Raw genomic sequence first — 13,395 nt, 5'->3', positions numbered from 1 at the left:
TGGAGGCATCCAGGACATGCAACCGCTCTCCGCCAAGGGAGTCACGGCGCCAGGTACGGAGTCACAGGGCCGACCGAGTCACAGTGCCGACCGAGTCACGGCGCCGGCCGAGTCAGTGCCGGCCCGCTCACGCCGGAGCGGGCAGCCGCTGCACATCCCGTGCCGTCCCCGTCACCCCCGCCAGGAATCCCTGGGCCCGCGGGGACGCGCCGTCCCTGAGCCACCCCGGGGCGATGTCGCAGACCGCGACCTTGACCCCCGTGCCCGCGAGGGCGAGCGGGAGCGTGTGGACCACGGTGGACGGGAAGCTGAGGACCGTGCCGCCGATGGGGCCCCGGCGGGCGATCAGTTCCAGCGGCAGGTCCGGGCGGACGATCTCCAGGCCGGTCTCGACGGCGAGGCGGTGGAGTTTCTCCGAGCTCTCGCGGCGGTGCGCGAAGTAGCGGGTGGCGCCGTGGGTACGGGCCAGGGCGCGGACGGCCTCCACATACTGGTCCGGGTCGACGACGCCCGTCTCCACGAGTGACGTGCCGACGAGGTCGGCGCCCCGGGTGATCCTGGGCGGGCCGAAGCGGGAGCGGGTCCAGGCGAACCGGTTGGCCGTGACCGTGACGCCGGGCGGCGGCTCGACCGGCATCGAGGTGAACACCTCGACGTTGCGGGTCCTGGACGGGGTGAGCCGGCGCCGCGCCAGGAAGGTGACCGGCGCGAGGACCAGTTCGCGGGGGCCCCTCCTGCCGCGCCGGTGCCAGCGCACCAGCTTCTCGCCGTGTGCCAGCTGCGCGACGAACTCCATGGTGGCCGTGCCGTCGTCGACCACGGTCAGATCCTTGCTGCGGACGAGGGTCAGCAGCAGCTGTACATACCGGGAGAACGGGTCCCCGATGACGATGCGCTCGGCGCGGTGCAGCATCGGGCCCAGCTCGCGCAACGTCTTCAGCGGCGCACCCGCCCTGCCGCGCGCCTCCTGCCAGCGCACCGCGTACCCCTCGTCGCGGGCCAGCTCCGCCATCCGGCGCAGCTGGCCCCGCGACATGGGATCGGTCGGCGACAGAACGACGACGGTGAGGTCGGTGGCCGCTCTGTGCGGCCCTGCCCCCGGCGACCCGGCCCGGCCCGTCCTCGCACGGCCGCACGGCTGTGCCGGGACACCACTCAGTGTCTGCGGCGCACCCGGCCGTGCGTGGGCCCACTCCAGGACGTTCAGGAGCTGTACCGGACTCTCGACGAAGGCGAGATTCACTGAAGTTCACCTCGTGATGCCGGGCCGGCCTGACGGCCGGCCTGCTTGTGCGACCCGAAGTCCCGGAGCCCGCCATGGAGCGGATTTCGGGAGCCTCGGCCCCTGGGAAGGCAGAGCACGGCGGCAGGCATGTCAGACCGCGGCCGGCTCACGGTCGCCGGCCTCGGCGACGACGCCCGCGACCCGGCGCAGCTTCTTCATCGGGGCGAGCTCCGACTCGTAGACCTTCTTGACGCCGTCGCCGAGCGCGGTCTCGATGGTGCGGATGTCGCGGACCAGGCGCTGCAGACCGCCCGGCTCGACGGAGGCCGCCTGGTCGGAGCCCCACATGGCGCGGTCGAGAGTGATGTGGCGCTCGACGAAGGCGGCGCCGAGCGCGACAGCGGCGAGGGTGGTCTGCAGGCCGGTCTCGTGGCCGCTGTAGCCGATCGGGACGTTCGGGAACTCGGCCTGGAGGGTGTTGATGACGGTGAGGTTGAGCTCCTCGGCCTTCGCCGGGTATGTCGAGGTGGCGTGGCAGAGCAGGATGTTGTCGCTGCCGAGCACCTCCACCGCGTGCCGGATCTGCTTCGGCGTGGACATGCCGGTGGAGAGGATGACCGTCTTGCCGGTGGCGCGCAGGGAGCGCAGCAGCTCGTCGTCGGTCAGCGAAGCGGAGGCCACCTTGTGGGCGGGGACGTCGAACTTCTCCAGGAAGGCGACGGCCTCGGTGTCCCACGGCGATGCGAACCAGTCGATACCGCGCTTCTTGCAGTGCTCGTCGATCTTGCGGTACTCGTCCTCGCCGAACTCCACGCGGTGGCGGTAGTCGATGTACGTCATCCGGCCCCAGGGGGTGTCGCGCTCGATGTCCCACTGGTCGCGCGGGGTGCAGATCTCAGGGGTGCGCTTCTGGAACTTGACGGCGTCACAGCCGGCGTCGGCGGCGGCGTCGATGAGCGCGAAGGCGTTGTGCAGGTCGCCGTTGTGGTTGATGCCGATCTCACCCGTGACGTAGACGGGGTGACCGGGGCCCGCGGTCTTGGTGCCGAGGGTGCGCAGACGGGACGTGCTCATGAGGGGTGGTTCCTTACTTCTCGGGGGAGTTGTGGGGGGTGGCAGGGGTGTCGGTGGTGTCTTGAGGGGTGTTTTCGGGGGTGATTTCAGGGGTGTTGAGCGTCGGGCCGAGGAGCCAGGCGGCGATCTCGCGGATCGCCCCCTCACCGCCGGGCCTGGTGGTGACGGCACGCGCTGCCGCGCGTACGGAACCGTGTGCACTCGCGACGGCCACGGGCCAGCCGACGAGGTGGAAGCACGGAAGATCGTTGACGTCGTTGCCGACGTAGAGCACCCGCTCCGGCGCGATCCCGCGCTCCTCGCACCACTGCTTCAGTGCGAGGTCCTTGCGGTCGATGCCGTGCAGGACGGGGACCTGCAGTTTGTGGGCGCGGGCGGCGACGACCGGGTTCCGCTCGGTGGACAGGATCAGCAGTTCCAGGCCCGACCTGCGCAGGTGGGCGATGCCCAGGCCGTCACCGCGGTGCACGGCGACGATCTCGCGCCCGTCGGAGTCGATGAGCACCCGGTCGTCGGTCTGGGTGCCGTCGAAGTCGAGCACGACGGCGTCGATGTCCTCGCGGGTGGGCAGCGCGGGGGTGTCGAGGAGGGGCGCCAGCGCCCGGGCCCTGGCCAGGTCGTGCGGGTCGTCGACCTCCAGGACGCGCGCGGGGTCGGTCCTCACGAGCGCGGTACGGCCGAAGAACCGGTGGCCGGCCTCGCGGAATCCGGTGGCGGACATGGCGTACGCGGCCCCGGTCTCCAGGAAGTCCTGCGGCCGGTCCTGGCGGCGCGGCCGGAAGGACGCGTCGTGGTTGACGCCGTAGCCGGAGGTCCGGCCGGTGTCGACGAGCAGCGCGGTGGAGCCGCCGACGCGCTGGGCGCCGATGGCCGCGGCAGTGCTCTGCTCGGCCTCGCCGTCCTGCTCGCGCCAGACGAAGCCGTGGAAGGGGGCGACGGTCACCGCGCTGTCCGCGCCGCCTTCGAGGACCGCCGCCGCCACACCCTCGACGTCTTCGCGCGCCAGGAACGGGCTGGTGCACTGGATGAGCAGGACCACGTCCACCTGCGTGCCGTGCATCGCCTCGTACGCGTCCATCGCGTGCAGCACCGCCGCCTCGCTGGTCGCGGTGTCCCCCGCGATCGCGGCCGGCCTCAGCACCACCTGGGCGCCCGCGTGCCGGGCCGCCTCCGCGATGTCCGCGTCGTCCGTGGAGACCACGACATCGGTGACGTGCGGTGCGGCGAGGCTCTCGCGCACGGCGCGCGCGACGAGCGGCACTCCGCCCACGGGGGCCAGGTTCTTGGCCGGGACGCCCTTGGAGCCGCCACGGGCGGGGATCACGGCGAGTACGGTCATCTGAGCTCCTGAGTACGGGAGTTGAGGTGAGGCGCAGGGGCGCCCGCGGGTCACAGCTCGCCCATCCGGCGGATGATCGGGGCGACGCGCTGCACGCCGTGGCGGTACGCGCCGCGCGCCGCGTTCCGTACCGCCTCACGCACCACACGCCGTACGCCGGTGATCTCGGTGGCCGGGGCCGCGCCCGGCAGCGGAGTGCCGTCGGGGCCGAGGTGGTGGCGGGCGAGGATGCCGGGCAGATAGCCCGGCGCGGTGGCGGACGTGTAGTACGGAGCGAGCGGCGGGAGTCCGGAGCTCTGCAGCAGCTCGGCGACGCGCTTGCGGGCCGCGTCGAAGGCGGTGTCGTACGCGCCGTCCGCGGCCACGCCCTGCCGGGCGAGCCAGTCGGCGTCGGGCGCGGGGCGGTGTCCGCCGTCGAGCCGGTCCCAGGAGGTCAGCAGCCCGGATCCGAGGAAGTGGTGGTTGCCGAGTGCCTCGCGCACACCGAGGTCGGTGAGGACCGCGGTGGGGATGCTCCGGTGCAGCGATTCGAGGGCGGCGGTGGAGGAGACGGTGACCAGCAGGTCGGTGCGGTCGAGGACGTCGCCCATGTGCCCGTAGACCAGCTTGAAGTTGGGCGGCAGTCCGCCCGGCAGCTTGTCGGCGAGCTTCTGGTACGGGAGTTCCTCGAGGTGCGTGGTGTGCTCGCCCGGCCTGGAGCGCAGCTTCAGCAGCACCTCGCGGCTCGGGTGGAGACGGGCGTGCTCGACCAGGCGGCGCAGCAGATAGGTGCGGTCGGCGCGGGATTCGGGCACCGAGGGCTGGGCGGCGAAGACGACGGTGTCGCGCCCGTTCCGTGCCTCGTAGGGCGCGCCGCCGAGGAAGGGCAGCGCGGCCTCGGTGACGGACGAGGGGTCGCCGCCCACTCCCTCGTACACCGCGCGGAATCGGTCCGCGTCGTGGCGGGAGTTGGCGAGGACGACGTCCGCGCCGTGCCGCAGCAGCAGTCCGTCGGCGAGCTTCTCGTAGACGACGCCGACATAGCCGGTGACGACGACGGGCCGGCGGGGCAGCCGGAGCGCGGCCAGTCCGTGCAGCATGGCCTGGACCGCGCCACCGACGAGGGCGAGTACGACCACGTCGTACTGCTCGTCGTTCATCGCCCGCAGGAACTCGTGCCCGCTCACCTCGCGCAGCTCGTCGGCGCGCACACCGACCTCGGCGAGCTGGCGGGCAGTCGGGGTGGCCCGGCCGCGCAGCAGAAAGCCGCTCAGCTCGACGGAGTCGGCACAATCGACGGCGCCGCGCGAATTCCGTGGGCCGGCGGAACCCGATGAGTCGCGCGGGACGTACTGCGGGACGTACTGCGCGGCGATACGGCGCGCGGTGAGGGCGCCCCATTTCCACCGGGTGTCGGAGTCGGCGAGTACGGCGACCCGTACGGCCTCGCTGGTACTTGATGGCACGCCGAGGACGTTAGAAAGGCATTCCGTTTGACGGCCCAACTGGACCGCAACAGCTGGTTAACAGCGCGTCTACGGTTGGCGATAGGGCCCCTGAATCAACCTGGTTAACAAAGTCGCCGCTCTGCGTTCACCTGCCATCTCTCCCGGCGTCGGTACGAATGCCGGGTGTCGGCCCTAGCGTCACGCGGGTGGTTAAGCTCTCCGTCATCGTGCCGTTCTACAACGTGCAGACATACGCGCCCGACACCCTCAGAAGCCTCCAGGCGAACGCCCGTGAGGACTTCGAGTTCCTGCTTGTCGACGACTGTTCGACGGACGGGACACCGGAGATCCTCGAGCGCGCGGAGCGCGAGGTTCCGGGTGCTCGCCTGATCAGACATGAACAGAACGGCGGACTCGCCACCGCACGCAACACCGGCCTCGACGCCGCGACCGGGGAGTACCTCGCCTTCCTCGACGGCGACGACTGGCTCGCCCCCGGCCACTTCGAGCAGCTGCTCGCCGCCATCGAGGACCTGGGCTGCGACTTCGTCCGTACGGACCATGTGCAGTGCACGGCCAGGGCCCGCACGGTCCATCGCGTCCCGGTCGGCCGGCGCGGCGAGGTGCTGCGGCCCCGCGACGCGATCCTGCCGGCCGACCGCTCCACCGGCGTCGACTACCCCTTCGCCTGGGCCGGGATGTACCACCGGCGGCTCGCGGAGCGCGGGCTGCTGCACTTCACGCACGGGCTGCGCACCGCCGAGGACCGGCCGTGGATCTGGCGGCTGCACCGCGAGGCGGAATCCTTCGCGGCGGTCAGCCGGCTCGGAATCTTCTACCGGCGCGGAGTGGCTTCATCACTCACTCAGATCGGCGACATCCGGCAGCTCGATTTCATTCGCGCATTCGACCAGGTGCTCGAAGAAACGGCGAAGGATCCGGATTCCGAACGACTGCTGCCAAAAGCCGTACGCACGTACTGCGCGGTTATTTCCCACCACTTGGGATCAGTAGAGAGGTTCGAACCACCTGTGGCGCGGAAATTGCGTGCGATGAGTGCGGCGGCGCTGAAGCGGATGCCGCAGGAAATTCTGAAGGACGCGCTCGACTCGATGGACACCGAGCGTGCGTCACGTCTGCGCAGGCTGCGCCGCCGCCTCGCCCCGGTTTCCGCGGAGGCCGCGGCCTGATGCGTACGACCCAGATCTTCCTCGCGTCCTCGCTGTACGGGGCCGCCACACTGGCCGCCGCGCTGGACAGCGGCTGCTTCGCGCCCGCGGACCGGCGGCTGCTGCTGGTCGCCAACAACGCCACGACGCCGGAGACCTCGCCGGCGCTGGACGAGATGCCCGGCTTCGAGCGGCTGCGCGGGCGCTTCGACGGCGTGCTCTCCTGGAACGAGGCCATCTCCCCCTTCCACCCGGGCGGCTGGGCCCCGCGGCCGGACGACGCGCCGCTGTGGGAGCGCCATCTGCGGCTGCTGTGGGACCTCGGCGACGACCGGATCGAGCTGGCCGTCGAGTCCATCCAGGTCAACCCGGCGCTCGCGGTCGCGCAGCTCTTCCCGGACGCGGCGCTCGATGTCTACGCCGACGGGCTGATGAGCTACGGCCCCACCCGCAGCAAGATCGACCCGCTGGTGGGCGAGCGCGTACGCAGGCTGTTCCACCTGGATCTGGTACCGGGCCTGAAGCCGCTGCTGCTGGTGGAGTTCGGGGCCGAGCCGCGGATCGTTCCGACGGAGGCCTTCGTCAAGGTGGTCGCCGAGCTCTCCGACGGCGTGACGGACCCCGCGTCCGACGCGGTGTCCGCCGAGGGCGAGGGCCCGGCGCTGCTGCTGGGCCAGTATCTGGCGGCGCTGGGCATCATCACGCCCGCGGAGGAGGAAGATCTCCACGTCCGGATGGTGCGGGGCGCCGTCGCGCTGGGCCACCGCCGGATCGTCTTCAAGCCGCACCCCACCGCGCCGGCCTCCTGGACACGCACGCTGGAGCGCGAGGCGGCGGCTCTGGACGCCGAACTGACCGTCCTGGACCGGCCGTTGATCGCCGAAGTGCTCTACCGCCGGCTGCGACCCGCGCTGGTCGCCGGCTGCTTCTCGACCGCGCTCCTCACGGCGAGCACGTTCTACGGCATTCCCGTGGCCCGGATCGGCACTCAGTCGCTCCTCGACCGGCTCACGCCGTACCAGAACAGCAACCGGGTGCCGGTGACGATCGTCGACGCGCTGCTGCCTGATCTCGCCGACGGCGCGGCCGGTGCGCCCAAGGAGGCGGACGAGACACTGACCGGTCTGGTCAGCGCGGTCGGCTTCGCGATGCAGCCGCAGCTGCGGCCGGATCTGCGGGCGGCGGCAGAGAGCTATCTCGGCCGCAACCTCAACAACCGCACCTGGCGCTACTTCAAGCGCCGCAGACTCACGGTGCTCGGGCTGCCGGGCGGCATTCCGGTGCCGCGCAACGCGACGGTACGCCGGATGGTGCGGAGGGCGCGCCGCCTGAAGCGGGTGGCGCTCGGGTGACCCCTGGGGCTCCGCGCCGCTGACCCCGCGCGCGGACCCCGCGCCTCAAAGGCCGGCGAGGCTCCTCTTGGGGCTCCGCCCCGAGCCCCGCTCCTCAATCGCCGGAGAGGCTGCATTGCAGCCCGTCCGGCGATTGAGGACACGGCTTACGGGAAGGGGCGGGCAGGGGGAAAAGACCCCCGGTCAGGACGGGTGCTCCGAAGGGGCCAGCACCTGCTCGATCCCCGCCACCACCGCCGCGAGCCCCGCCTCGAACCCCGCGGCGTAACCGCGGAAGATCTCCTCCCCAGCGGCCACCGCGAGGGGGTACTCCGCCAGCCGCTCGGCCCGGGCCACCAGGTCGTACCCCTCCGCCCCGTTCGCCGTGTCGGGCCGGATCGACTGTTCCTCGATCACATAGCCGATCGTGTAGCTGTACGCGGTGAACCAGGCGCGGGCCGCCGCGCCCGGCGTGAAGCCCGCACCGGTGAGGATGCGCAGATGCGCCTCCATCGGAGCGGCGTAGCTGATGTCGGTGAAGTGGGTGCCGCTGTAGACCTTGGCGCCGTCGCGGTAGCGCAGCAGATGCTCGCGCAGTCCGCGCATGGCCGCGGCGAGGCTCTCGCGCCAGTCGGCGGCCGGTTCCGCCGCCAGCAGATCGGCCGCCATCCGCCGGAGCATCTCGGTCGCCATCTCGTCGAGCAGCGCCTGCTTGTCCTTGAAGTGCCAGTACAGGGCCGGGGCCTTGACGTCGAGCTCCTTGGCGATGGCGCGCAGCGTCAGCCCTTCGAGTCCCACTTCGTTGAGCAGGCGCAGGGCGGCGCGCGCCACCCGGATCCGGTCGAGTCGTTCCGTAGCCACGGTGCCAACCTACCCGCCGCCCTTGACAACTTAACAACGTTAAGCGCATCCTCCCTGGCATGGCACTTAACAACGTTAAGGAAACTCCCGACGCGGAGACCGACGTCCTGATCGTCGGGGCCGGGCCCACCGGGCTCACCCTCGCCTGCGATCTGGCCCGCCGAGGCGTCCGCGCCCTCGTCGTCGAGCAGTCGGACACTCTCTTCCCCGGCTCGCGCGGCAAGGGCATCCAGCCCCGCACGATGGAGGTCTTCGACGACCTCGGCGTCGTGGACGCGGTCCTCGCCTCGGGCGGCAGGGCTCCGGTCGGCATGGTCTGGCAGGACGGCAGCCGCCAGGGGGAGCACGACATGTTCGAGCGCCCCGGGCCCACGGACTCCGCGCCGTACGGCGAGCCGTGGCTGATCCCGCAGTGGCGCACCCAGCAGATCCTGCACGCGCGCCTGACCGAGCTCTCGGGCCGAGTCGCTTTCGGTACGGCCCTGACGGGGCTCAGCCAGGACACGTACGGAGTGACGGCCCAGCTCTCCAGAGGGACGGCGGCGACAGGAACATCGACGATCCGCGCGGCCTACATGGTCGCGGCGGACGGCGGACGCAGCACGGTCCGCGCCATCCTCTCCATAGCGATGACCGGCGAGAGCGTCGACCCGGCCCCGATGCTGGTCGCCGATGTCCGCATCCCCGCGCTCGACCGCCTCAACTGGCATGTCTTCCCGGGCGGCAGCGCCGGCTACCTCGCCATCTGTCCGCTGCCGGGGACCGACCACTTCCAGGTCGTGGGTCAGTTCGCGCAGGGCGAGCCCGACACCTCGCCCTCGGGCGTACGGGAGCTGATCGGCGTCCGCACCCATCTGGCCGCGGACGAGGTCACCGAGGTGCTGTGGGCCTCGGACTTCCGGCCGCGCGCCGCCATGGCGGACCGGTTCCGCGAAGGGCGCGTGTTCCTCGCGGGCGACGCCGCGCATGTCCACTCCCCCGCCGGCGGGCAGGGTCTCAACACCAGCGTCCAGGACGTCTACAACCTCGGCTGGAAGTTCGGCCAGGTACTTCGCCACGGCGCACCCGAGTCGCTCCTGGACACCTACGAGCGGGAGCGGCTGCCCGTCGCGGCACAGATGCTGGGCCTCTCCACCCGTATCCACCGCGGCGAGGAGCGGCGCGGCGCGGCCACCATGCAGCTGGGGCTCGGCTACCGCGGCGGCCCGCTCGCCTCCGGCGGCGCGGGCGCGCTGGAGGCGGGCGACCGCGCCCCGGACGGTCCGCTGCCCGGCGGACGACGGATCTTCGACCTCTTCCGCGGCCCGCACTTCACGCTGCTCGCGGTCGGCACGGACTCCGAACTGCCCGTACTCGACGGTGCACCGGTGCACATACACCGGATCGAGGCGTACGAGCCGTACGGGAAGGGCCTTTTCCTTGTCCGGCCCGACGGCTACATCGGCTGGGCGGGCGAGGACACGTCCGGCCTCGCCGAGTACCTGGTCAGGTGCTGCTGAGAGAGAGCTTCACCGCGAAGCCCAGGAACAGCACACCGGCCGCCGACGTCGCACCCGCGGACAGCCGCTTGCGACGGCGGAAGGCGGCCGCCAGATGCGTCCCGGTGAAGATCAGCAGAGTGAGATAGAGGAAGCTCGCCAGCTGGGCGAGCACGCCGAGCACCACGAAGGAGAGCGCCGGATAGGCGTACTCGGGGTCGACGAACTGCACGAAGAAGGCGATGAAGAAGAGGATCGCCTTCGGGTTGAACAGGCTGATCACAAGAGCCTTGCGGAACGGCCGTTCGGCGGCGGACCCCTCGGCCGGGGCTGCCTGCTCCGCAGTCAGCTCACGGCGGCTGCGCCACAGCGACCAGGCCGCACGCAGCATCCCGATCGCCAGCCAGGTCAGATAGCCGGCGCCGGCGAACTTCACGATCCCGAAGAGCAGCGCGTTGGCCTGGAGCAGCGAGGCGACGCCCGCAGCGGAGAGCACCATCAGCACGGTATCGCCGCACCACACCCCCGCGGCCGCCGTATAGCCCGTACGCACACCGCGGCGCGCGGCGACCGAGAGCACGTACAGCGAGTTCGGCCCCGGCAGCAGGACGATCAGCACAAGGCCCGCGAGATAGGTCGGGAGATCGGTAACACCCAGCATGAGGCGGAGTGTCGCACATCGGTACGGCACTCCGCCTTTGGGTTCCGCATCGCGGAACCGGTCGGAACGAGCAGCTCAGAACACGTCGGCCGGAACGTATGTGCCCCACACCCGGCGCAGCGCGTCGCAGACCTCGCCGACCGTCGCCCTGGCCTTCAACGCGTCCTTCATCGGGTACAGCACATTGTCCGTGCCCTCCGCGGCCTTCCTCAGCGCGGCGAGCGCCGTGTCCACGGCCGCCCGGTCACGCTCGGCCCGCAGTTTCGTCAGCCGGTCCGCCTGCTGCGCCTCGATGGCGGGGTCGACCCGCAGCGGCTCGTACGGCTCCTCCGCGTCCAGCGTGTAGCGGTTGACGCCGACGACAACCCGCTCGCCGCTGTCGGTCTCCTGCGCGATGCGGTACGCGCTGCGCTCGATCTCGTTCTTCTGGAAGCCGTGCTCGATGGCGTTGACCGCGCCGCCCAGGTCCTCGACCCGTTCCATCAGCGCCAGCGCCGCCGCCTCCACATCGTCCGTCATCCTCTCGACGACATAACTGCCCGCGAACGGGTCCACGGTGGCGGTGACATCGGTCTCGTACGCCAGGACCTGCTGAGTACGCAGGGCGAGCCGCGCCGACTTGTCCGTCGGGAGCGCGATCGCCTCGTCGAAGGAGTTGGTGTGCAGCGACTGCGTACCGCCGAGGACCGCCGCGAGCCCCTGGACGGCTACCCGCACCAGGTTCACCTCGGGCTGCTGGGCCGTCAACTGCACACCGGCCGTCTGGGTGTGGAACCGCAGCATCAGCGACTTGGGGTTCTTCGCGCCGAACTCGTCCCGCATGATCCGGGCCCAGATACGGCGCGCGGCACGGAACTTGGCGACCTCTTCCAGGATCGTCGTACGCGAGACGAAGAAGAAGGACAGCCGGGGCGCGAAGTCGTCGACGTCCATGCCGGCGGCGACGGCCGTACGGACGTACTCGATGCCGTCCGCGAGCGTGAAGGCGATCTCCTGCGCGGGCGAGGCACCGGCTTCCGCCATGTGGTAGCCGGAGATCGAGATGGTGTTCCACTTCGGGATCTCGGCCTTGCAGTACTTGAAGATGTCGGCGATCAGCCGCAGCGAGGGCTTGGGCGGGAAGATGTAGGTGCCGCGGGCGATGTACTCCTTGAGCACGTCGTTCTGGATGGTGCCGGTGAGCTTGTCCGCGGGGACGCCCTGCTCCTCGCCGACGAGCTGGTAGAGCAGCAGAAGCAGCGCGGCGGGGGCGTTGATCGTCATCGACGTGGAGACCTTGTCCAGCGGGATACCGCCGAAGAGCACCCGCATGTCGTCGAGCGAATCGATGGCGACGCCGACCTTGCCGACCTCCCCGCTCGCGATCGCCGCGTCCGAATCGTGGCCCATCTGGGTCGGCAGGTCGAAGGCGACGGACAGGCCCGTCGTGCCGTTGGCGATGAGCTGCTTGTAGCGGGCGTTGGACTCGACCGCGGTGCCGAAGCCCGCGTACTGGCGCATCGTCCAGGGGCGGCCGGTGTACATCGTCGGGTAGACGCCGCGGGTGAAGGGGTACGCGCCGGGCTCGCCCAGCTTCTCGGCCGGATCCCAGCCGTCCAGTGCACCCGGTCCGTAGACCGGCTCGATGGGCAGTCCCGACTCGGACTCGCGCGCCATGGTTGTGTGCCTCCCACTAGAGCTACTCACTGGTAACTGAGTTCGGGTCGGACTGTAGCGGCGGGCCCGCGACCGGTGGAGAGCCGCACGCCGGGACCTTGCTCACAGCCTCTTCCACAGCTTGTTCCCCATAGTGCGCGGGATTGCGCAACCGAGCAGGGCGGGAATCTGTCTCAGGGGACACAGGAAATACAGGGGGGCGAACATGCTTCGGAATTCCGTCATATGCAGATCACTGGCCGCGGCCGCGGTGCTGGCCGTGACCGCGGGCTGCACGGCGCAGGCCGCCGTCGGCCGGCCGGCCGGGGCCGACGCCAAGCCGGGCGGCTCGGCGCCCGCGCAGACCGGCACGGCGACGCCGTCCGCGTCGGACCCGGCCACGCCTAAGCCGAAGGGGACGACCGGCAAGCCCAGCGAACCCGCGGGGACCGCGCGGGCCGAGGTTCTGATGGCGAACGGCTCGAAGGGCGAGCGGGTGCGCGAGCTGCAGGCCAGGCTCGCGCAGATCGGCTGGTTCGACGACAGGCCGACCGGCACCTACGGTTCCGTGACGGTCGCCTCGGTCAGGGGCTTCCAGGGCAAACGCGGTCTGCCGACGACCGGCGACACGGACACCGTGACCTGGCAGAAGCTGATCGGTATGACGACGAAGCCGACGCGCGACGAGCTGAACGGCGCCACCGTCAACAAGCCGGCGGCGAAGCTCGACCCGCGCTGCATGACCGGCCGGGTGATGTGCATCAGCAAGACCACCCGCACGCTGTCCTGGGTGATCGACGGCAAGGTTCGGTCGACGATGGATGTGCGTTTCGGCTCGCAGTACACGCCGACACGTGAGGGCACCTTCAGCGTGTTCCAGAAGTCCAGGGACCACGTCTCGACGATCTACCACACGTCCATGCCGTACGCGATGTTCTTCAGCGGCGGCCAGGCGGTGCACTATTCCTCGGACTTCGCGGCCCGCGGCTACAACGGCGCTTCGCACGGCTGCGTCAATGTCCGGAACAAGGGGAAGATCGCCTCGCTCTTCGCGCAGGCCCACAGCGGCGACAAGGTCGTCATCTACTGGTGAGAGCCGGAGAAGAGTGGCGCGGGCGGGACCGGGGGAACGTGTCCCGCCCGCGCCATGTGCGCCAAGCCGTAGGTACGGGGGGAACCCCGGCTCGGGCGCGGC

11 protein-coding genes are annotated in these 13,395 nt (G+C 70.8%); 4 read left to right on the top strand and 7 right to left on the bottom strand.

The genetic code is table 11. The features are described 5' to 3' along the window. Window positions 1-127: 127 nt before the first annotated feature. The 4 genes from ACWDZ6_RS13325 to ACWDZ6_RS13310 form a co-directional block, all read right to left on the bottom strand. The gene (locus ACWDZ6_RS13325; RefSeq protein WP_451502920.1) at window positions 128-1,243 is read right to left on the bottom strand and encodes a hypothetical protein; all 1,116 of its coding nucleotides are present in this window, start codon (window positions 1,241-1,243) and stop codon (window positions 128-130) included. A 132-nt stretch (window positions 1,244-1,375) separates the two neighbouring features. Beyond that, entirely contained in the window at window positions 1,376-2,299 is a 924-nt protein-coding gene (locus ACWDZ6_RS13320; RefSeq protein WP_326652131.1) for an N-acetylneuraminate synthase family protein, read from the bottom strand. A 13-nt stretch (window positions 2,300-2,312) separates the two neighbouring features. Beyond that, window positions 2,313-3,638 (bottom strand): cytidylyltransferase domain-containing protein, encoded by a 1,326-nt coding sequence (locus ACWDZ6_RS13315; protein WP_451502919.1) that lies wholly within the window; start codon window positions 3,636-3,638, stop codon window positions 2,313-2,315. Between the two features lie 50 nt (window positions 3,639-3,688). Further along, a complete protein-coding gene (locus tag ACWDZ6_RS13310) occupies window positions 3,689-5,083 on the bottom strand; it encodes a DUF6716 putative glycosyltransferase (protein WP_451502918.1) in 1,395 nt (464 codons plus the stop codon). A 188-nt stretch (window positions 5,084-5,271) separates the two neighbouring features. On the opposite strand from ACWDZ6_RS13310, the gene ACWDZ6_RS13305 reads away from it, so the two are divergent. Further along, window positions 5,272-6,255 (top strand): glycosyltransferase family 2 protein, encoded by a 984-nt coding sequence (locus ACWDZ6_RS13305; protein ID WP_366730115.1) that lies wholly within the window; start codon window positions 5,272-5,274, stop codon window positions 6,253-6,255. Further along, on the top strand, window positions 6,255-7,586 hold the full coding sequence (locus tag ACWDZ6_RS13300) for an alpha-2,8-polysialyltransferase family protein (RefSeq protein WP_451502917.1): 1,332 nt from the start codon (window positions 6,255-6,257) through the stop codon (window positions 7,584-7,586). Before ACWDZ6_RS13305 ends, ACWDZ6_RS13300 begins: the two co-directional genes overlap by 1 nt. Before the next feature lie 183 nt (window positions 7,587-7,769). Here the strand turns inward: ACWDZ6_RS13300 and ACWDZ6_RS13295 are convergent, their stop codons facing one another. Continuing rightward, window positions 7,770-8,426, bottom strand: coding sequence for a TetR/AcrR family transcriptional regulator C-terminal domain-containing protein (locus tag ACWDZ6_RS13295; RefSeq protein WP_451502916.1), 657 nt, complete (start codon window positions 8,424-8,426; stop codon window positions 7,770-7,772). Window positions 8,427-8,485: 59 nt separating this feature from the next. Between ACWDZ6_RS13295 and ACWDZ6_RS13290 the strand changes: the two genes are divergently transcribed. Then, window positions 8,486-9,925, top strand: a complete 1,440-nt coding sequence (locus ACWDZ6_RS13290; protein ID WP_451502915.1) for an FAD-dependent monooxygenase — start codon at window positions 8,486-8,488, stop codon at window positions 9,923-9,925. On the opposite strand, the gene leuE is transcribed toward ACWDZ6_RS13290, so the two are convergent. Together leuE and ACWDZ6_RS13280 are read right to left on the bottom strand one after the other, a co-directional pair. Then, the gene (gene leuE / locus ACWDZ6_RS13285; protein ID WP_389174488.1) at window positions 9,912-10,565 is read right to left on the bottom strand and encodes a leucine efflux protein LeuE; all 654 of its coding nucleotides are present in this window, start codon (window positions 10,563-10,565) and stop codon (window positions 9,912-9,914) included. The genes ACWDZ6_RS13290 and leuE overlap by 14 nt on opposite strands. Window positions 10,566-10,640: 75 nt before the next feature. Beyond that, entirely contained in the window at window positions 10,641-12,221 is a 1,581-nt protein-coding gene (locus ACWDZ6_RS13280) for an acyl-CoA mutase large subunit family protein (protein ID WP_451502914.1), read from the bottom strand. 205 nt (window positions 12,222-12,426) lie between these two features. On the opposite strand from ACWDZ6_RS13280, the gene ACWDZ6_RS13275 reads away from it, so the two are divergent. After that, complete coding sequence (locus ACWDZ6_RS13275; protein ID WP_451502913.1) at window positions 12,427-13,293, top strand: L,D-transpeptidase family protein; 867 nt, start codon at window positions 12,427-12,429, stop codon at window positions 13,291-13,293. The last annotated feature ends 102 nt before the right edge of the window (window positions 13,294-13,395 follow it).

This window comes from Streptomyces sp. NPDC002926, from assembly GCF_053591755.1.
Note: the sequence above shows the minus strand (reverse complement) of the source record. Positions and strands in the feature narration are given on the sequence as shown.

Coding starts and splice junctions, on each gene's coding strand:
- ACWDZ6_RS13320 (WP_326652131.1), bottom strand. CDS start 2,299: ATGAGCACGTCCCGTCTGCGCACCCTCGGCACCAAGACCGCGGGCCCC.
- ACWDZ6_RS13315 (WP_451502919.1), bottom strand. CDS start 3,638: ATGACCGTACTCGCCGTGATCCCCGCCCGTGGCGGCTCCAAGGGCGTC.
- ACWDZ6_RS13300 (WP_451502917.1), top strand. CDS start 6,255: ATGCGTACGACCCAGATCTTCCTCGCGTCCTCGCTGTACGGGGCCGCC.
- ACWDZ6_RS13290 (WP_451502915.1), top strand. CDS start 8,486: ATGGCACTTAACAACGTTAAGGAAACTCCCGACGCGGAGACCGACGTC.
- leuE (WP_389174488.1), bottom strand. CDS start 10,565: ATGCTGGGTGTTACCGATCTCCCGACCTATCTCGCGGGCCTTGTGCTG.
- ACWDZ6_RS13280 (WP_451502914.1), bottom strand. CDS start 12,221: ATGGCGCGCGAGTCCGAGTCGGGACTGCCCATCGAGCCGGTCTACGGA.
- ACWDZ6_RS13275 (WP_451502913.1), top strand. CDS start 12,427: ATGCTTCGGAATTCCGTCATATGCAGATCACTGGCCGCGGCCGCGGTG.